This is a genomic window from Chryseobacterium soldanellicola (genome assembly GCF_900100115.1).
GTDB classification, from domain to species: Bacteria; Bacteroidota; Bacteroidia; order Flavobacteriales; family Weeksellaceae; genus Chryseobacterium; species Chryseobacterium soldanellicola.
This window is the reverse complement of sequence record NZ_FNKL01000003.1, coordinates 433,860-454,760: the sequence shown is the minus strand read 5'-3', so window position 1 is coordinate 454,760 and position 20,901 is coordinate 433,860. Positions and strand designations below refer to the sequence as shown.

17 protein-coding genes are annotated in these 20,901 nt (G+C 33.0%); all 17 read left to right on the top strand.

The window, feature by feature from the left end; all coding sequences use genetic code 11:
* Positions 1 to 7: 7 nt before the first annotated feature.
* Positions 8 to 2,395, top strand: coding sequence for a GumC family protein (locus BLT04_RS11570; protein ID WP_089755967.1), 2,388 nt, complete (start codon positions 8 to 10; stop codon positions 2,393 to 2,395).
* A 1-nt stretch (position 2,396) separates the two neighbouring features.
* The gene (locus BLT04_RS11565; RefSeq protein WP_089755966.1) at positions 2,397 to 3,692 is read left to right on the top strand and encodes a nucleotide sugar dehydrogenase; all 1,296 of its coding nucleotides are present in this window, start codon (positions 2,397 to 2,399) and stop codon (positions 3,690 to 3,692) included.
* A 9-nt stretch (positions 3,693 to 3,701) separates the two neighbouring features.
* On the top strand, positions 3,702 to 4,892 hold the full coding sequence (gene lhgO, locus BLT04_RS11560; RefSeq protein ID WP_089755965.1) for an L-2-hydroxyglutarate oxidase: 1,191 nt from the start codon (positions 3,702 to 3,704) through the stop codon (positions 4,890 to 4,892).
* 38 nt (positions 4,893 to 4,930) lie between these two features.
* A complete protein-coding gene (locus BLT04_RS11555; protein ID WP_089755964.1) occupies positions 4,931 to 6,055 on the top strand; it encodes a DegT/DnrJ/EryC1/StrS family aminotransferase in 1,125 nt (374 codons plus the stop codon).
* A 23-nt stretch (positions 6,056 to 6,078) separates the two neighbouring features.
* Positions 6,079 to 6,651: an acyltransferase gene (locus tag BLT04_RS11550; RefSeq protein WP_089755963.1), complete on the top strand. Its 573-nt coding sequence runs from the start codon at positions 6,079 to 6,081 to the stop codon at positions 6,649 to 6,651.
* 9 nt (positions 6,652 to 6,660) lie between these two features.
* Positions 6,661 to 7,686, top strand: coding sequence for a Gfo/Idh/MocA family protein (locus BLT04_RS11545; RefSeq protein WP_089755962.1), 1,026 nt, complete (start codon positions 6,661 to 6,663; stop codon positions 7,684 to 7,686).
* A gap of 3 nt (positions 7,687 to 7,689) precedes the next feature.
* Positions 7,690 to 8,952 (top strand): lipopolysaccharide biosynthesis protein, encoded by a 1,263-nt coding sequence (locus tag BLT04_RS11540; protein WP_089755961.1) that lies wholly within the window; start codon positions 7,690 to 7,692, stop codon positions 8,950 to 8,952.
* Positions 8,945 to 10,264 carry a hypothetical protein gene (locus BLT04_RS11535; protein ID WP_089755960.1) on the top strand — a complete coding sequence of 440 codons (1,320 nt, stop codon included), beginning with the start codon at positions 8,945 to 8,947 and terminating at the stop codon, positions 10,262 to 10,264. Before BLT04_RS11540 ends, BLT04_RS11535 begins: the two co-directional genes overlap by 8 nt.
* Positions 10,236 to 11,312 carry a non-hydrolyzing UDP-N-acetylglucosamine 2-epimerase gene (gene wecB, locus BLT04_RS11530; protein WP_089755959.1) on the top strand — a complete coding sequence of 359 codons (1,077 nt, stop codon included), beginning with the start codon at positions 10,236 to 10,238 and terminating at the stop codon, positions 11,310 to 11,312. Before BLT04_RS11535 ends, wecB begins: the two co-directional genes overlap by 29 nt.
* Before the next feature lies 1 nt (position 11,313).
* The gene (locus tag BLT04_RS11525) at positions 11,314 to 12,510 is read left to right on the top strand and encodes a glycosyltransferase family 4 protein (protein ID WP_139166241.1); all 1,197 of its coding nucleotides are present in this window, start codon (positions 11,314 to 11,316) and stop codon (positions 12,508 to 12,510) included.
* A gap of 36 nt (positions 12,511 to 12,546) precedes the next feature.
* Entirely contained in the window at positions 12,547 to 13,638 is a 1,092-nt protein-coding gene (locus BLT04_RS11520; RefSeq protein ID WP_089755957.1) for a glycosyltransferase family 4 protein, read from the top strand.
* A gap of 306 nt (positions 13,639 to 13,944) precedes the next feature.
* Positions 13,945 to 15,387 carry a right-handed parallel beta-helix repeat-containing protein gene (locus BLT04_RS11515; protein WP_089755956.1) on the top strand — a complete coding sequence of 481 codons (1,443 nt, stop codon included), beginning with the start codon at positions 13,945 to 13,947 and terminating at the stop codon, positions 15,385 to 15,387.
* Between the two features lie 106 nt (positions 15,388 to 15,493).
* On the top strand, positions 15,494 to 16,642 hold the full coding sequence (locus BLT04_RS11510) for an N-acetyl sugar amidotransferase (protein WP_089755955.1): 1,149 nt from the start codon (positions 15,494 to 15,496) through the stop codon (positions 16,640 to 16,642).
* Positions 16,639 to 17,253, top strand: coding sequence for an imidazole glycerol phosphate synthase subunit HisH (gene hisH / locus BLT04_RS11505; RefSeq protein ID WP_089755954.1), 615 nt, complete (start codon positions 16,639 to 16,641; stop codon positions 17,251 to 17,253). The genes BLT04_RS11510 and hisH overlap by 4 nt, the downstream gene beginning before the upstream one ends.
* A gap of 6 nt (positions 17,254 to 17,259) precedes the next feature.
* Entirely contained in the window at positions 17,260 to 18,024 is a 765-nt protein-coding gene (locus BLT04_RS11500; RefSeq protein ID WP_089755953.1) for an AglZ/HisF2 family acetamidino modification protein, read from the top strand.
* Between the two features lie 3 nt (positions 18,025 to 18,027).
* Positions 18,028 to 19,845 carry an asparagine synthase (glutamine-hydrolyzing) gene (gene asnB, locus BLT04_RS11495; RefSeq protein WP_089755952.1) on the top strand — a complete coding sequence of 606 codons (1,818 nt, stop codon included), beginning with the start codon at positions 18,028 to 18,030 and terminating at the stop codon, positions 19,843 to 19,845.
* Between the two features lie 17 nt (positions 19,846 to 19,862).
* Positions 19,863 to 20,897 (top strand): polysaccharide biosynthesis protein, encoded by a 1,035-nt coding sequence (locus BLT04_RS11490; protein WP_089755951.1) that lies wholly within the window; start codon positions 19,863 to 19,865, stop codon positions 20,895 to 20,897.
* Positions 20,898 to 20,901: the final 4 nt, after the last annotated feature.

Sequence of the window (20,901 nt, the reverse complement as noted above, 5' to 3'; positions counted from 1 at the left end):
AAAATTAATGGACAACGAATCTTCACAATTTTCAGAAGTAGAAAATAAAAGTATTGATATTAATGAAATTATTAAACCCTATTTAAGAAAATGGCCGTGGTTTATTCTAAGTGCCTTTATTGCTTTAATACTAGGTTACATTTCATTGAAATTTATGGTGCCTGTGTATGAGGTTCAGTCATCAGTACTTATAAAAGATGCTAAAAATTCAACCTCGCCTGTAGGCAGCGACTTGGGGGTATTGCCTGATCTGTCTGGTTTTGGAGGGTTGAAAACCAATAGTATCGGTAATGAAATAGAGATTCTGAAATCGAAAAAAATGATGAGAGATGTTATCATCAGCCAGAATCTTCAGACCAATATTATCGCAAAAGGAAGAATTGCCACTATAGAGCTGTACAAGGAAACTTCTCCTATAGAAGTAAAAATAATTTCAGAAAAGCCTAATAACGGAACAAATAATACTGTTAACCTTACTATTGAGGGTGATAAACTTATTTTAAAATCAGAAAAGCTTACTAAAGAAATCGTTACAACGTATAACAAAACGATAGGATTACCGTTTGCAAACATTATTATTACTAAAAATAATAAATTTAATCCTGCTTCGGCAAAAGGGTTAGATATTAAAAACTTAGAATTGCAGATTTCCTCACTTGAATCTAAAGTGAGCAGCCTTCAGGGTGATCTTAATGTAAGTTTAGTAACAAAAGATGCAACCGTTGTTAAGCTTACTATGAAATACCCTCAGGTCTCAAAGGCTGAGGATATTCTCAATTCTTTGGTTATTGCTTATAATAATGATGCTATTTTAGATAAAAACTCGGAATCTGAGAAAACTTTAGATTTTATTGAAGACCGAATTAAAAAACTATCAGGAGAATTAGGCGATGTTGAAAACCAAAAAGAAAGTTTTAAAGCAAAAAATAACCTTACAGATCTTGAGACTGAAGCTAAAATTAATTTAGAAAGCTCTGCAGCGGCGAGAGCAAAGCAGCTGGATGTAGATGCTCAGTTGGAATTGACAAATGCATTGATAACTTTTGTTAATAATCAGGCTCAGTATCAGGTATTTCCATCAAATGTAGGATTAAATAATCCGGATGCAATGACCGGGGTTTCCGCATACAATCAGCTGGTTTTACAAAGAAACAGATTGCTTGAGTCTGCTACTCCGGAAAACCCAACAGTAGTTGATGTTACCAAGCAGATTAATTCTATGCGTACCTCTATTATACAGAGTTTACAGAGAAATAGAACGGGTCTTGAGCTTGCTAAAAATGAATATGTTGGAGAACAGAATAAAGTTTCAGATAAAATATCCAAGCTTCCATCCATCGAGAAAATGTTCAGAAGCATTGAAAGGCAGCAGCAGATAAAAGAAAATTTATACCTTTTATTGCTTCAGAAAAGGGAAGAAACAGCTATTTCATTATCTATTACTGCTCCAAAAGCCAGGGTAATTGACAAAGCGTATGCTTCAGGAATTCCGGTTTCTCCCAAAAGAAATGTTATTCTTCTTATCGCTTTATTTATAGGATTGCTGATACCATTTATTTTTATTTATCTGTCACAATTACTAAATAATAAGATCCTTACTAAGCACGATTTAGAAAAATTGGTTAAAGCACCGATTATTGCAGAATTACCAAGCCTTGAGAGAGGAGATTCTGAAATCGTTCAGATGAATGATATTACTCCGATGGCGGAGGCATTCAGAATTCTTATTACCAATATGAATTTTATGCTTCCGAAGAATAAAAAAGGAGGAAAAGTTGTTTTTGTAACTTCAACGGTAAAAGGAGAAGGTAAAACATTTACATCAGTGAATCTTGCTTTAACATTGGCAAATCCTAAAAAGAAAGTAATTATTATCGGATCTGATATCAGAAATCCTCAGCTACAGAGATATAATCCTGCAAGAAAGGGATTAATGGGACTTACAGAATATCTTTATTCCGATCAAACTAAACTTGAAGAGGTGATTCATGTTTCGTCATTCAATCCCCATCTGGATGTGATTTATTCCGGAATGATTCCCCCAAATCCTACAGAATTATTGTCGAATGGGAGATATGAAGTATTGTTAGATGAATTAAGATCAAGATATGATTATATTATTTTGGACACGGCTCCGTTGCTTTTGGTAACAGATACTTTCCTGATAGCAGAATGGGCAGATGTTACTATTTATGTTTCAAGATCAAAATACACAGAAAAAGTTTTAACAGAATTTGCAAATAAGAACATTAGCCAGAATAAAATCAAAAATGTTGGATTTGTTCTCAATGATGTCAGCAGAGAAAATTTAGGCTATAGCAACAAATACGGTTACGGATATAATAATCATAAAGAACAGACATGGTTCGAAAAAATTAAAAATAAATTTAGCTAAAATGATGAAAACATATAAAATAGCTGTTATTGGACAGGGTTATGTAGGTTTGCCCCTGTCTTTAGAATTTGCTGGTCATTATCCTGTTTTAGGATTTGATATCAACACAGAAAGGGTTGATCAGCTTAATAATGGTTTGGATATAACACTGGAAGCTGATATAGAAAAACTTAATAATGGCTTAAAAGTATATAATGAATCTAATGGTGACAAAGGATACAAAGCGACAAGCGAATTGTCTGATATCGCAGAAGCCAATATTTTTATTGTAACTGTTCCCACCCCAATTGACAGATATAATGCTCCGGATCTCAATCCTCTGATTTCTGCCTCAAAAATGTTAGGAGGAATTATCAAAAAAGGAGATATTGTGATCTATGAATCTACAGTTTTCCCTGGCTGTACCGAAGAAGAATGTGTACCTGTCTTAGAAAAGCATTCAGGCTTAAAATTCAATGAAGACTTTTTTGTAGGCTATTCTCCGGAAAGAATTAATCCTGGAGATAAAATAAATACTTTAACAAGCGTTAAAAAAGTAACTTCAGGATCTACAGAAGAAATTGCAGAAGAAGTAGACAATCTTTATAAAAGAATTATCACCGCAGGAACACACAAAGCACCAAGCATTAAAGTTGCGGAAGCTTCTAAAGCCATAGAAAATGCTCAGCGTGATGTAAACATATCTTTTGTTAATGAATTAGCATTGATTTTCGATAGAGTTGGTATTGATACCAATGACGTTCTGGAAGCAGCAGGAACAAAATATAATTTTCTTAAATATAAACCAGGTTTAGTAGGTGGCCACTGTATTTCTGTCGATCCTTATTATTTGGCTCACAAAGCAGAACAGCTGGGCTATCACCCGGATGTCATCTTATCAGGACGTAGAGTCAATGACTCTATTGCCAAGTTTGTCGCCTCTAAAGTAGTAAAACTTCTTATTGCTAAAGGTGGAGTTATTAAAGATTCTCAAGCCTTAATTTTAGGGGTTACTTTTAAAGAAAACTGTCCTGACGTAAGAAATACAAAAGTTGTAGATATTTATAAAGAGCTTACAGATTATGGCGTAAATGTAGATATTTATGATCCCTGGGCTAATAAGGAAGAAGTAAAGCATGAATACGGAATTGATATTCTTGAAGCTTTAATAGAAGGAAAAAAATACGAATCTCTTATCATTGCAGTTTCTCATAACGAATTTCTTGAGATGGATCTCAATCTGCTTAAGAAAGAAAACGCAGTGGTTTTTGATACCAAAGCTTGTTTAGACAGAAATTTGGTAGACGCAAGACTATAATATTTGATAATGAACTATGACATCGTAATTATCGGTGCAGGCCTGGTCGGACTGGCGACTGCCTATCACACAAAGCTTAAAAACCCGAATTCTAAAGTTTTAATTTTAGAAAAAGAAAATGATGTAGCTCTGCATCAATCCGGGCACAATAGCGGTGTGATTCATAGTGGAATATATTATAAACCAGGAAGTTTAAAATCCAAAAACTGTATTGAAGGCTATCATTCTGTAATAAACTTTGCTAAAGAGTATGGAATTAAGTATGACTTGTGCGGTAAAATAATAGTGGCAACCTCCCAGGAAGAACTTCCGCTTTTGGACAATATCTATAAAAGAGGGATAGACAACGGCCTTAATGATCTGAAATATCTCTCAAGAGAAGAATTCCGTGAAATAGAACCTCATTGTGAAGGTGTCAGAGCAATTAAGGTTCCGCAGACCGGCATTATAGATTATCCGGGAATTGCCAAAAAAATAAAAGAACTTTTTGAAGAGCTTGGCGGAGAAATAAAATTTAATAATGAAGTAAAAAACATTATTAATAAAGATTCGGAAATTATTATTAAAACCGATAATGCTGAGTTTAAAACAAAGAAGCTTGTCTCTTGTGCCGGATTATATTCGGATAAAATCACAAAAATGACCAATGAAAAGAATGATGTGATCATTATTCCTTTCAGAGGAGAATATTATAAAATAAAGGACGAAAAAAAATATCTCGTAAAGCATCTTATTTATCCTGTTCCGGATCCTAATTTTCCGTTTTTGGGTGTTCACTTTACCCGTATGATAGATGGAAATATTGAAGCAGGCCCGAATGCAGTATTAGCTTTTAGAAAAGAAGGATATCAGTTTTTTGACTTCAGTTTCAGTGAAACCATGCAGACCCTTACATGGCCGGGTTTTAGAAAAATTGTTGCTAAATACGGAAAAACAGGGATGGGAGAAGTGCATCGTTCTCTTTCAAAATCCGCTTTTACAAAAGCATTACAAAAGCTTATGCCGGAAATACAGGAGAATGATCTTGTTACAGGCGGTTCTGGAGTGAGAGCACAGGCTTGTGACAGAAATGGGGCACTGATTGATGATTTTGATATCGTGAAAAACGGAAACATCATCCATGTCAGAAACGCACCTTCACCGGCTGCTACTTCATGTCTTTCTATAGGAAACAAGATTAGTGAACTTATAGAGAAGTAATTGATCTCTAAAATTCAAAGTAAAAAACATAAATTAGTATGAAAATTCAGATGGTTGACCTAAAAGGTCAATACGAAAAAATAAAAAAAGAAGTTGATGCCGGAATTCAGGATTGTATTGATAACACGGCATTTATTAATGGTCCTGCAGTAAAGGAATTTCAACAGGATTTTGAAAAATATTTAAATGTAAAGCATGTTATTCCTTGTGCCAACGGTACGGATGCTTTGCAGATTGCAATGATGGCTCTTGATCTGAAACCGGGAGATGAAGTGATCTGCCCTGCTTTTACCTATGTGGCGACAGCGGAAGTTATAGGACTTTTAGGCTTAAAGCCTATCATGGTAGATGTAGATGAAAATACATTTGATATTGAACTTAACGGCTTAGAAAAATATATAACTCCAAATACAAAAGCAATTGTTCCGGTGCATTTATACGGACAAAGCGCCGATATGGAGAAGATTCTTGAATTTGCAGAAAAACATAATTTATTTGTAATCGAAGATAATGCTCAGGCAATGGGCTCTGATTATACATTCTCAGACGGAAAAGTAGTGAAGGCCGGAACTATGGGCCATATTGGATGTACTTCTTTCTTTCCTTCAAAAAATTTAGGATGCTATGGAGATGGCGGGGCTCTAATGACTAATGATGATGATCTTGCTTTGAAAATAAGGATGATTGCAAACCATGGTCAGCAAAAGAAATATTATCACAAAGTTTTAGGATGCAACTCAAGATTAGATACGATTCAGGCTGCTGTTCTTAAAGTAAAGCTGAAGCATCTTGATGAATATTCAGAAGCGAGAAATAAAATGGCAGATTATTATGATGAAAATCTTACCGGTATTTCTGAAATTCAGGTTCCCAAAAGAGCACATAATTCTACCCACGTTTTCCATCAATATACCTTAAGGGTTAAAAATGGAAAAAGAGATGAATTACAAAAATATCTCGGTGAAAAAAATATCCCGAGCATGATCTATTATCCGCTTCCGTTATACAGACAAGAAGCTTTTCAGCAGTATGTAGAAGAAGGTTTCAGCCTTCCTGTTACCGAGCAGTTATGTACAGAGGTTATTTCGCTTCCCGTACATACGGAATTTGATAAAGAAATATCAGATTTTATTATATCGGAAATAAAAAACTTTTTTAACTAATAATCAATTATAAAGAAAAAAACATGTCGGATTTTTTTGCACACGAAACAGCTGTTATAGATGAAGGCTGCGAAATAGGAGCCGGAACTAAGATTTGGCACTTTTCACATATCATGACCAATTGTATCTTGGGAGAAAAATGTAATATTGGGCAAAATGTAGTGGTTTCACCTAAAGTTGTTTTAGGAAAGAATGTGAAGGTTCAGAATAATGTTTCCATATATGAAGGAGTAACTTGTGATGATGATGTTTTTTTGGGTCCTTCAATGGTTTTTACAAATGTTATCAACCCAAGAAGTGCTGTAAACAGAAAGAATGAATATTTAAAGACACATGTTGGAACAGGGGCTTCGATTGGCGCCAATGCGACCATCGTTTGTGGGCATAATATTGGTAAATATGCTTTTATCGGTGCCGGTGCTGTTGTGACAAAAGAGGTTCCCGATTATGCTTTGGTAGTCGGAAATCCTGCAAGGCAAATGGGATGGATGAGCGAGTTTGGCCAGCGTCTTCATTTTAATGAGGAAGGTATTGCAGTGTGTGATGAAAGCGGCGAAAAATATAAGCTTGAAAATAATAAAGTTTCAAAAATTTAAAAAATACAAATGTCTGATAAAATTAAATTTGCAGTTATCGGTTGTGGGCATATCGGGAAAAGACATGCCGAGATGGTGTCTAGAAATTCCGAATGTGAGCTGGTGGCTTTAGTCGATGTAAAAGATAAATCTGTTTTAGGAATCGAAAGCTATGATGTTCCTTTTTTTGCCTCCCTGGATGATTTCCTGGAATCTGGTATTGAGGTAGATGTCATTAATATTGCTTCACCAAACGGATTTCATTTCGAGCAGGCCTATAAAGCTATTGATGCAGGAAAGCATGTTGTGGTTGAAAAACCAATGGCTCTCAATAAACAGGATGCTGAAAAACTTATTTTTCAGGCACTTCATAAGCATAAGCAGGTTTTTGCCGTAATGCAAAACCGCTACTCTCCACCTTCTGCATGGATAAAAGAAATGGTAGAAAGCGGAAGACTGGGAGATATATATATGGTTCAGCTTAATTGCTACTGGAATCGTGATGACAGATATTACAAGCCTGAATCCTGGCACGGGAAAAAAGATCTCGATGGTGGAACATTGTTTACACAATTCTCTCACTTTATAGATATCATGTATTGGTTATTTGGTGATCTTACCAATATTCAGGCGAAATTTGCAGATTTTAATCATAAAAATCTTACTGATTTTGAAGATTCCGGATTTGTAAGTTTTGATTTTGTAAATGGAGGAATGGGTTCTTTAAATTACTCAACATCTGTTTGGAATCAAAACCTTGAAAGCTCTATGACGATTATCGCAGAAAATGGAGCGGTAAAAATCGGTGGACAATATATGGATAAAGTGGAAGCATGTAATGTAAAAGATTATGTAATGCCTGAACTGGCCCCTACAAATCCGGGCAATGATTACGGCGCCTATAAAGGTTCTGCAGCTAATCATCACTATATTATTGAAAACGTAGTAGACGTATTAAAAGGAAGAAATACCATTACTACCAATGCATTGGAAGGTTTGAAGGTAGTGGATATTATTGAACGGATTTATGCATTGAAGAGTTCTTCAAAAAACTAAGGATTGAAAAAGAAACTCAAAGAAATATCTAGAAATAAGTTTCTAAGAAATGTTTCTACCCTGGCCTTCGGTACAATATTAAGCCAGGGTATTGTTGTAATATCTTCTCCATTTTTATCAAGGTTGTTTTCTGTTGAAGATTTCGGGGTTTTATCCGTATTTACTAGTTTTAGTATTTTTTTTGCAGTTTTATCCACAGGAAGATACGAACTAGCAGTAGGGCTACCGAGCAGCAATAGCAGGGCTTTAAAAATAATTAAACTGATAATTTGCATAGGAGCATTCGTTTCTATAGTATATCTGATACTAATATTTTTATTAAAATCTGTTTTTCATGTTTACGATAAGACGGGCTTTTTAGTTCATAGAGAAGCTTATCTTGCTCCTATTTATATTTTTTTTATTGCCGTATATTCTGCATTGGGATATTGGTGTCAGAGAAAAAAGAATTATAAAAAAATTACCATTGCAAATGCAGTTCAGGTGATCTTAACAACCATTTGCAGTATTTTTTTTGGTGTAATCCATCTTGAAAGCGGAATGATTTGGGCTTTGATAATAGGGGTAATTATCTCCAGTTTCTATTTACTTGTTTCAGAAAAGGATCTGTTAAAAGATATAATTAAGCAAAGAAATATAAAAATAGTTGCGAAGAAATATTATTCTTTTCCAAGGTACATGATTTTTTCTGATCTTTCTCTTACAGCAAGTCAGCAATTTATACCGATTTTATTCTCAGTACTTTACAGTACAACTGTCGTCGGTTTTTTTTCTATGGCAAATAGAATGTTAAGACTTCCAAATATTGTTATTACAAGTTCTATTGCGAATGTTTTCAGGAATGATGCAATTGATGAAATAAGAGAAAAAGGAAATTGTGAAGAGCTTTATAAATCAACATTTAAAAAACTGTTATTTATGTCATTGCCGTGTTATTTGGCATTGTTTATAATTTCTCCATATTTATTTGAAATTATATTTGGTGAAAAATGGCATGACGCAGGAATTTTTGCAAGAATAATTTCTATTTTTTTATTGGTAGAGTTTATAGCAACACCCCTTAATACTATATTTTACATAAGAGAAAAACAGAAATTGTTGATGAGGTTGCAATTTCTGAATGCACTTTTTGGAGGAGTAATGATATATTTAGGATTCCATTTTTTTTCAAGCCCTGCGGTATCTTTGATATTATTTAGCTTAAATTCATTAATATTTAATATTTTATTTTTATTCCTATCTTTCAAAATATCAAAACATGTTTAAGAGAATTTACAATAAAAAGATAGCAAAAATTATAATAGCCATCATATACTCTTTCTTATTCGCTTATGGATATAGAGAATTTCTGTATGGTGCTTATCTCTATGCAGGATTTGATATTATAGATACTAGACTTACCCATCCTGAGCTTGAGCTTTATACTTTTATACTGGCAGTTTTACCGGTGACACTTCATAGTGGAATTAAGCAAATATCGAGTTTTATATCAATTTTTATTTATTATATTTTATATGTTCCAATAATTATTACATTTTTCTATAATAAAGAGGGAAGTATATCTTATGTAATGTTTCTTCAATTTTTATTTATGCTGAGCATGTCTTTGCTGTTTGTAGCTGATAGAGTTAAAATTTCTGGAAGTTTTGTTCTACCTTCTAATATTAAGCCTTTCAAAGTTATTTTAGTACTGACATGGTTATGTACAGCATATATTGCTTTCGTTTACAGAGGAAGCCTTAATTTTGCGTCTTATGAAGATGTTTATATTCAGAGATCAGCAACCCAACAACTTGGGCAGGATGTATTTACTGCTTATTGCGGGGCATGGCTAGCCAATGTTTTTATCCCTATATGTGCTACTTATGGACTTTTTGCGAAAAAAAGAATTTATTTTTTTTCGGCGATTCTTGGGAGTACTATTATCTACATGTCAACTGCAGACAAGCAAATCCTTTTATTTCCATTTATTATTTTTGGAATTTATAAGCTGCTGATAAAGTCATCATTAAAAAATTCCTTTTCTACAATAGGGCTGGGGCTGATAAGTTTAATGACGATTACATTAATTACAGGTTTATCAATTTTTTCTGCCCTGTTCTGGATGAGAATTTTAGGAAATGGAGGATTGCTTACCAATTATTATCATAAATTTTTTACTGACCATCCCAACACCCATTATTCTCATATAAATGTAATTAACGCTATTACACATGGGTATCCATACGGAGAGAGTTCAATAGGACAGGTAGTCGGTAAAGAATACTGGTCTGATGAAATGAATGCAAATGCCAATTTTTGGGCGACTGATGGTATTGCAGCCATTGGAGATGGCGGAATACTGCTTTCAGCGTTTATTTTATTTTGTATTTTCATTATTTTCAATAAAATCAGCCTTTATTATAACAAGATATTTCTGATATGTATTTTGATACCTTTTTTAGGCACATTAATGAATACATCTTTATTTACTTCTCTAGTGACAGGGGGAGGATTTCTTGTTTTTCTCTTCTTATCATTAGAAAATACAGTTAAAAATACATACATAAATGAAAATAGTAACAATCATAGGGGCTAGACCTCAATTTATTAAGGCTGCAGTTTTGAGCCGGATAATTCAGAGCGATCCAGAAGTTAAAGAAATTTTAATTCATACAGGTCAGCATTACGATGAGAACATGTCTGATGTTTTTTTTGATGAAATGAGTATTCCAAAACCGGAATACAATCTCCATATTCAGAGTAAGCTTCACGGTGAAATGACCGGTAAAATGATGATCGAAATCGAGAAAGTGGTTTTAGCAGAAAATCCGGATTGGATTTTAGTATATGGAGATACCAATTCAACTCTGGCCGGAGCTTTAGTAGCCTCCAAGCTTCATATAAAATTAGCACATGTAGAAGCAGGCCTTCGATCTTTTAATAATAATATGCCTGAAGAGGTTAATAGAATTGTAACAGACAGATTAAGTAACATCCTTTTTTGCCCTACAGATTACGCAATAGACAATCTTAAAAATGAAGGCTTTGAAAATTTTAAGGATAAAAAAGTTTTTAAAACAGGTGATATCATGTTGGACGCTTCTCTTTTTTATTCTAAAAATGAAATTAAGTTTGATAAGCAGGTCCCGGATAGCTTTGTGCTTTGTACCGTTCACAGAGCCGAAAATACAGATGATAATGAAAAACTTCTGACCATTTTTGATGCCCTCAATGTCATTGGGAACGAACATAAAATTGTTTTACCATTGCATCCGAGAACAAAATCAAAATTAGAGGTTTTAAAACCTGATTATAAAGATTTTTATACCAATATTATGTTTCTTGAGCCTTTAGGATATCTTGAAATGATCTGGTGCTTAAATAATTGCAAATTTGTGATAACGGATAGCGGAGGACTGCAGAAGGAAGCATATTTCTTTAAAAAAATGTGCTTAACCCTTAGAGATGAAACAGAATGGAGAGAGTTAGTAGATAATGGTTACAATATTCTTACCAAAATTTTTAAGGAGGAAATTACTGAAAAAGCACATAGAATACTAAATATCAAACAGGATTTTGGTAAAGAATTATATGGGAATGGAAAATCAGGAGAATTGATTCTTGAACAACTTAAAAATTATTAAAATGAAATTTGTACATGTTGAAGATTTTGTACATCCTAATGCTGGATATCAGGTGAATCTACTCACAAGACTTCAGGCAGCGCAAGGCCACGAAGTTGTTATTGTAACAGGAGAGCTTGATAAAATTCCAACTTTTCTTACCTCTTTTTTTGGAAAAGATAATATTGAAGAAAAAGATAGAATGTTTGAAAAAGCTACAGGGGTAAAAATTATAAGACATCCATTATATGCCTATTATAGTGGTCGCGCAATTTTTAAACCGGGAGTACATCAAATTATTAAATCCCTTAATCCGGATGTCCTTTTTATTCATAATGAAGATACGGTTACGGGAATGAAACTTCTTTGGGATTATAAAAACATGAATATTCCCTATGTGTTAGACTGTCATATGCTAGAAATGGCATCCGAAAACAAATTCAGAGAATATTTTAGGGCATTTTACAGAAAATTTGTCACTCCGGTGATTTTAAAGAATAATATCCCTCTTATCAGAGTAGTAGATACAGATTTTGTTCAAAAACATTACAATATCCCTCTTGAAAAAACAAAACTTTTATCTTTCGGTACAGATACAGAATTTTATAAGCCTGATTCAAGAGTAAAGAAAGAATTTAGAAGAGAATTGGGAATAGACGATAATGACTTTGTTGTCATTTATGCAGGAAAAATGGATCCCGCCAAAGGAGGAAAATTCTTGGCAGAATCTCTTCAAAAGAAAATAAATATTAAGGATAAAAATGTTAAATTTATTATCATAGGAAATCCTCCAAAAGATGAATACGGCGATGATGTAAATAAAATCTTTTCTGAATCTGAAAATTTTATTATCAAATTTCCTACCCAAACCTATTTTGATCTGGCAAAATTCTATCAGACTGCAGATGTGGCTATTTTTCCGAGACAATGCAGCATGAGCTATTACGAAGTACAGGCATGTGAACTGCCTGTTATACTTGAAAAAAATGAAATTAACATTTCGAGAGCAGAAAATATGAAGGGATTGATATTTTCAGAAAACTCTATGGAAGAGTTTAGGAACGCTATTGAAAAATTTGGAAATATGGATGCTGAAGAATTTAAAATTTATAAGCACAATGCCAGAAAAAATATAGTGGATAATTATAATTTTGTCCCTATTGCCCAACAGTTTACAGATATAATGATTGAAGAGTATAATAAATTTCATTCAAAATAATAATTTAAGCTTTAAGCAAATCAAACCAAATAAATAATGAAAATCTTATTCATAGCTCCTGTCCCTCCGCCTGTTAACGGACAAAGTAAAGCTTCCAAAGTCTTACTGGATGCATTATTGCCAGATAATGAAGTTGAAATTGTAAATCTTAGCAAATCCAGTCTGAAAAACGGAGCCAACTCCTTTGGGAGATTTATGGAAATTGTGGGAATCATGAAAGAGGTTAAAAGAAAAAGAGATCATAACGATATTATCTATCTTTCTTTAGCCGAGTCTTTTGCAGGCAATATGCGGGATCTTACTATTTATAAATTGTGCCAAAAAGATTTAGGCAAAACCTTTATTCATATGCTTGGAGGAGCAGGAATGAAAGAAATTCTTTCCAAAGAAGGTTGGCAAAAAAAGCTTAATGCAAAATTCATGAGTGAAATTGCCGGAGTAATTGTGGAAGGACCAATAAATTACGAGGTTTTCAAACAAGTAATGCCTGAAGAAAAGATACATATTGTGCCTAATTTTGCTGAAGATTTTTTATTTGTAACTGATGAAGAAATAAATAAAAAGTTTGGAAATTTAGATCCCATACAACTGCTATATTTAAGCAATTTAATTCCGGGTAAAGGATATGAAGAATTGGTAGATGCTTATCTATCCTTATCAGAAGAAGAACAGGCGAAAATTAAAATAAAATTTGTTGGAGGATTTGAGAGCATAGAGGCCGAAAAGAATTTTTTAGAGAAAATAAATGGAAATTCCGGAATTAAATATTTAGGGAAATTTATTGATGGAGAAGAAAAAAGAACTCTATATTGTGAGAGTCACGTTTTTTGCCTGCCCACTTATTATCCTTTCGAAGGTCAGCCTATAAGTATTTTAGAAGGATATGCCACTGGCTGTGTTGTCATTACAAGTAACCATAGCGGAATACCTTTTATTTTTAAAAATAATGAAAATGGCTTTATGGTTGAAAAAAAATCAGTTTCATCATTATCAGATGCATTGAAACAATTAATACTAGAGAAAGAAAATTTGAAAGAAATTGCATTTCACAACAGAAATGAAGCACTGGAAAAATATAGGATAGAAATTTATCAAAAATCTATTTTATCAATTTTTTCTTCTAAATAATTTTTTAGTAGCAACATGTAGATAAAAAACTTAATTTTTTCCGGATTATACCTCTTAAAATGTTAAAGGTTTTTATCATTAAAAGTGACCTTCCGGGTTTTTTTGAGAAAATAAAATATAAGTAAGAAGTTAATATATAAATAAATGTAGGCTTTTTGCAAAAAAAAATAATAAAACCAAAAGATTCAAAGACTGTATTATTTATATTCAAAATTATTAAAAGATTAAAAATATTTCACTTTTTTCTGATAAATTTGAAATTTATGTATATTGTAAGTGAAAATTTGATATAATTTAACAATATTTATGATGAAGATTAGTTTTCTGTTTATATTGATTTCAGGTATTGCTTTTGCTCAGCTCCAGGATACGGTTACGGTAATAGTAACTAAAAAAACGGCAAACAATGATACTAAGATATTTCAGGATGCACTCAACAGAAAAGAAGGTAAAGCATTAAAAATTCTCGTAAAAAAAGGTTTGTATAATGTAGATTCTAATTTATCTACTTCAAGAGCTCATACTTCGATAGTATTTGAAAAAGGGGCGGTGATCTATTTTTCCAGCAATACAAATTCCGGTTTTGCAGTTTTGCATGATAATTTTTCATTATATCAGGCATACATAAAAGGAAATGGCATTTCGGCGAAAGACTTTTATACAGGCTATGGCGTTTTATTAAATGGCGTTACCGGGTGTGTTATTAAGAAATCAACGTTTGAAAATATTAGTGGCAATAATATTTTATTTTACCCTAAATCTACTGTTATAGGCTGCAGCAATAATAAAATCATAGAAAATACTTTTATAAAGCCGGTTTTTGATTTAGGCAATAACGGAGATGAATCTGCAATTATGCTAGGCTATTCCGGTGAAGGGTATAAGCATAATAATAACATTATAAAGGACAACGTCATTGATTGCAATTATACACTAAAAATAGGTCTGGGGATGATCTCGCACGGTAAAAATAATTTATTTGAAAATAATAAAATCAGTAACTGTAGAAATTATGGGATTATTCTCTACGAATCAAAAGATAAAGATTCTACACTTTCAGATAATATATTAAGATTGAATACTATTCATAATATTGGTGAAGTAAGTCCCAAAAAAACAGTAAAGGGAATGGGAATTTATTTAATGAAATCTTCAAAATCAAAAGTTATTGAAAACAAGATATACAATACATTAATAAATTCGGATAAATCTGAAACTTTAGGAGCGGGGGCTATATCAGTCAGTGTAAGTCCAAATACCCTTGTAGATGGTAATTTAATAGATGGTTCCTATATGTATGGTATTGTAAGCGATTATAGTTTTGGCTCCGATTTTACAAATAATACGGTTAAAAATGTAAGAAGGTCAGGAGCTTATTTTATTAATATGAGTGATGTTACCATTTCAAACAACAGATTTGAAAATATTGGTGAAGTCGTTTTAAAAGGTTATTTTGAAAATACCTCTCTAGAATATATAAAAAACCAGATGAAAACAGATACGTATAAAAACAGAGATACGGGAAACGGCTTTAAAATAAATAATAACCGGTTTTATACCGATAAAGATATATTGTATTTTGTCGGAACAGATCCTGATAGCCAATCAAGATATTCAGGAAATAAAGTCAAAAATAATATCGTTGAAAATAATTTTATTTATGGAAATCCTAAAACTCAGGAAAATTTAATTTTTTTCAGAAAAGAGGCTCAGGGAACCAATATTATTAAAAATAATCAAAGCAGATAATTAAAAAAATAAAGTAAAATTCAAAAAAACTAAGCATAAATCTCAGGTACTTATTATTATAAGTTGTTTGCAGATTGTATGTATATTTGTAAATTAAAATTCAAAGATGGATAATTCTAAAAAAGCTTTTCAAATCTGTACAAAAACCATTATGGATACTACAGATCCAAACATCATTTTTAATGAAAAGGGGGAAAGTGATTATTACACAAATTTCAAAGAAAATATCGAACCAAACTGGCATGCTGACGAAAGAGGATATGATGAGCTGATGAAAATTGCCGACAAGATTAAAAAAACTTCAAAAAATAAAGATTTTGACTGTATCATAGGATTAAGTGGAGGGCTTGACAGTTCATATGCTGCGTATGTTGCGAAAGAAATTATGGGTATTCGCCCTCTTATTTTCCATGTAGATGCAGGTTGGAATACAGACAAAGCAGTTGGAAATATCGAGAAATTAATCAATGGACTTAATTTAGATCTGTTTACAGAAGTTATTAACTGGGAAGAAATGAAAGATCTGCAGGTTGCTTTTCTAAAATCTCAGATTGCTGATCAGGATCTACCTCAGGATTACGCTTTTTTTTCAGGGCTTTATAAATTCGCCAAAAAACATAAGATTAATTATGTTCTGACAGGCGGAAACTTTTCTACAGAATGCTGTAGAGAACCTGAAGAATGGGGTGGATTTCCGGGAATTGACACAACCTTGGTAAAAGATATACATTCAAAATTTGGTAAAAGACCGCTTAAAACATTTCCATTAGTAGATATTCTTTCATATAAAATTTATTATAAATATGTATACGGGATGGAAGTTTTCAAGCCTCTGAATCTTGTTCCTTACATCAAAAAAGATGCGGAAAATCTTCTCACGGAAAAGTTCGGATGGGAGCCTTTTCAGCACAAACATCATGAATCAAGATTCACCCGTTTTTATGAAGATTACTGGTTGCCGAGAAAATTTGGATATCAAAAGAGAAAAGCACATTTTTCATCACTTATCTTAACTGGCCAAATGACTCGCGAAGAAGCTTTAGACAGAGTTTCCAGACCGGAATTATCGGAAGAGTTTCTTCAAAAAGAATTTGAATACGTAGCCAATAAATTAGATTTAACAAAAGAAGAATTACAGCATATCTTTGAAGGTGAGAACAAAACCTACAAAAATTATAAAAACAAAATGGGAATTATCAAGCTAGGTGCACAGGCGATGCAAAAACTTGGTCTTGAAAAAAGATTATTCAGATGATAACAATTATAGATTATGGAGTAGGAAATATAAATGCCTTTGTTAATGTTTACAAAAGGGTAAATGTTCCTGTAAAAATAGCTAAAAGCAAAGATGATTTGATAGATGCTAAAAAATTAATTCTTCCTGGTGTCGGGCATTTCGATCATGCTATGACTCAGCTCAATAATTCCGGGATGAGGGATACGCTTGATGAGCTGGTTCTTAATCAAAAAATTCCTGTAATCGGAATCTGCGTGGGAATGCAGATGATGGCCAACAATAGTGATGAAGGAAATATGGAAGGGCTGAAATGGATCGATGCAACTGTGAAAAAATTTGATGAAACAAAGATCAATCAGGTTACAAGGCTTCCGCACATGGGCTGGAATGATGTAAAACCAGTCAAAGATATGGAGTTATTTAAAGGTTTAGAAGATAATGCAATCTTTTACTTTCTTCATACGTATTATTTCCAATGCAATAATAAAGAAGATATAATGGCTGTGACGGAGTATGGCGGGGAGTTTGCTTCTGCAGCGTACCATGAAAATAAATACGGAATACAGTTCCATCCGGAAAAAAGCCACCATTATGGTGAGATCTTACTACATAATTTTGCAAAACTTTAAACATAAATGTTAAGACCGAGAGTTATACCCAGTCTTTTAATACAAGATAATGGGCTTGTAAAGACTGTAAACTTTAAAAACCCTAAATATGTTGGAGATCCAATCAATGCCGTAAGAATATTTAATGAAAAAGAAGTTGACGAATTGGCAATATTTGATATTGATGCTACAGCAAAAGGATTAGAACCCAATTACAGCTTGATAGAAAGGATTGCTAATCAATCTAGAATGCCTCTGTGCTATGGTGGTGGAGTAAAAACTGTTGAACAGGCTCAAAGAATTTTTGGACTTGGAATCGAAAAAATAGCACTTTCATCAGCAGTTCTTGAAAATCCGCAATTAATTAGTCAAATTGCAGAGAGGGTAGGCTCACAAAGCGTAATCGTTGTTTTGGATGTAAAGAAAAAGCTATTTGGAGGATATGAAGTATATACCCACAACGGAAAAAAAGGAACTGGAATTAATCCTATAAAGTTTGTTGAAGAAGCTCAAAAATTAGGTGCCGGAGAAATTATTATTAATTCCATAGACCAAGACGGTGTCATGAAAGGGTATGATTTGGGATTGATAGATAAAGTTAGAGAAAAGATTTCCTTGCCACTTACAGTTTTAGGGGGTGCAGGTTCTTTATCTGATATAAAACAAGTTATAGATAAACATGGGATTATAGGAGTTGCAGCAGGTAGTTTGTTTGTATTTAAGGGGGTATATAAAGCCGTATTAATAAACTATCCTTCTTTTGAAGAAAAAGAGGTGCTAAGACAAAAATAATATATGTGTGGAATCGCAGGGATAATTTATAAAGACGGAACTTTTGCTACAAAAGAGACTCTCAAAAAGATGACAGATAAAATGTCTCACAGAGGACCGGACGCTGAAGGCTTTTTCGTTAAAGAAAATATAGGATTAGGACATAGAAGATTATCTATTATTGATGTCAGCGAATCTGCTAATCAACCATTTTTTTATGGTGAAAGCAATGTTTTAGTTTTTAATGGAGCTATTTACAATTATTTAGAATTAAAAAAAGAATTAGAAGATAATAATTATTCTTTTAGAACATCTTCTGATACAGAAGTTTTAATCGCAGCTTATGATTTTTGGGGGGAGCAGTGTGTCGGGAAATTTAATGGAATGTGGTCGTTTGTTATTTTTGACGCAAAAAAAAATAAATTATTTTGCTCCCGGGATCGTTTCGGTGTAAAACCATTTTATTATTATTTTAATGATAACAAATTTGTTTTTGCATCAGAAATAAAACCGATTCTGGAAATTGAAAAAGTAGAAGAAGTAAACATAAACATATTACTGGAATATCTGGTCGTTAATATGTCTGAACAATCAGAAGATACATTTTTTAAAGGCATAAAAAAGTTATTGGGTTCTCATAATCTTACGTATAATCTTGATGATCATAAAATTGAAATTTATAAGTATTATGAAATTCCGTATAAAAAGGAAATAAATGATCTTAGTTTAGATGAATCTATTAAACTCTTTGAGAAAGAATTTGAAAACTCAGTTAAATTAAGACTACGTTCAGATGTAAAAATCGGTTCTGCTTTAAGCGGAGGCCTAGACAGCTCATATATCGCTTCGGTGGCAACAGATCTTCTTAGTAAGAATTCTAAAGGGATAGATAATTTCACTGCAATCACGGTAGGATCTGTAGATAAATCTAATGATGAAAGTGAACTGTCAAAAATCACCACAAAAAAACTAAATATAAATCATGATATTATAATTCCAAAGTCCGATGAGTTTAAAGATTCCTTTGAAGAAGTGATCTTTAAACATGAAGAGCCTTTTGGGGGAGTTTCGATTTATATGCAGAAGTTTTTAATGAAAGAGGCCAATAAGCTCGGAATTAAAGTGCTTCTTGACGGCCAGGGCGCCGACGAAATATTACTGGGTTACAGCAGATACACAGCAGCATTTTTAAAAAGCCACGGCATTATTAAAAACATTAAATTTCTCTCGCAGGTTAAAACGCATTACAGTATTTCAATTGTAGAAGCGGTAAAAATATATCTGTATTTTTCAACTTTTTCGGTGCGGAAATTCTGGCTTAAAAGAAGAGGCAAAATTTTAAAGGATAAATACTTTAAAATAATTGATTTTTCAAATGTTAAAAACCTTACAAACTCTTATAACACAATATTTGAGCTTCAGAAAAATGAAATTCTCAGAAATCAGCTTCCCGAACTTTTAAAATGGGAAGATAAGAATTCAATGGGCTACTCAATTGAATCAAGGCTGCCGTTTTTAGATTATAATTTTGTGGAAACCTGTCTGTCCATAAATATTAATTATAAAATCAGAGACGGCTGGTCAAAATATTTACTGAGAAGAAATCTTGAGAAATTTTTACCGAACGAAATTACCTACAACAGAAAAAAAATAGGCTTTGACGCGCCGGTAGAAGACTGGTGGCCAAAATCGGAAGATATAATTGAAACTATTAATAATTCGAAGATTATACAGAAGATTTCAAAAAAGAAATTTAATTTTATTGAAGATAGAGATTTAGAATGGAGACTTTATAATATAGCGGTCTGGGAAAAACTCTATAATATGAAATTAGAAAGCTGAAAAATATAAAAACGCTCATGCATATTACAAATAAAACACTATTAATAACCGGCGGAACCGGATCATTCGGAACCGCAGTTTTGAGAAAATTTATTAATACAGATCATTTTAAAGAGATCCGTATTTTTTCCCGTGATGAAAAAAAACAAGACGATATGAGAAATCAGTTTAAAAACGATAAGCTGAAATTTTATATCGGTGATGTAAGAGATTATAAAAGCATAGAACCCGCCATGCGAGGCGTTGATTATGTTTTTCATGCTGCCGCGTTAAAACAGGTTCCGTCTTGCGAATTTTTCCCTATGCAGGCGGTAAAAACCAATGTCGAAGGCACTCAGAATGTCATCGACGCAGCAGCAGCAAATCATGTTAAAAAAGTAATCTGTCTAAGTACCGATAAAGCCGCATATCCCATCAATGCTATGGGAATTTCTAAAGCAATGATGGAAAAAGTTGCCGTGGCAGCGTCCAGAAATCTTGAAGATACTGTCGTTTGTCTTACAAGATATGGCAATGTTATGGCGTCCAGAGGTTCTGTTATTCCATTGTTTATCAAGCAGATAAAGAGCGGAGAATCAATTACGATTACAGACCCCAATATGACAAGATTTCTTATGTCGCTGGAAGAAGCTGTAGATTTGGTTTTATTTGCATTTGAACACGGAAATCCGGGAGATTTATTCGTGAATAAAGCACCCGCAGGTACAATAGGAGATCTGGCCCAGGCATTGAAAGAGCTTTTTAAATCAGAAGCTCCTGTTAAAATTATCGGGACCAGGCACGGCGAAAAGCTATATGAAACGCTTTGCACCCGCGAAGAAATGTTAAAGGCCCAGGATATGGGAGATTTCTACAGAATTCCCGCAGACAACAGGGACCTGAATTATGCCCAATATTTTTCCGAAGGTGTGGAAGATATTTCAAAAATTGAAGATTACCATTCTCATAATACGTATCAACAAGATGTTGAAGGAATGAAAAGCCTGCTTTTAAAGCTTCCTTTGATAAGAAAAGAAGTGTTGGGAGAAGATATTATGCAATATCCAGATTAAAATT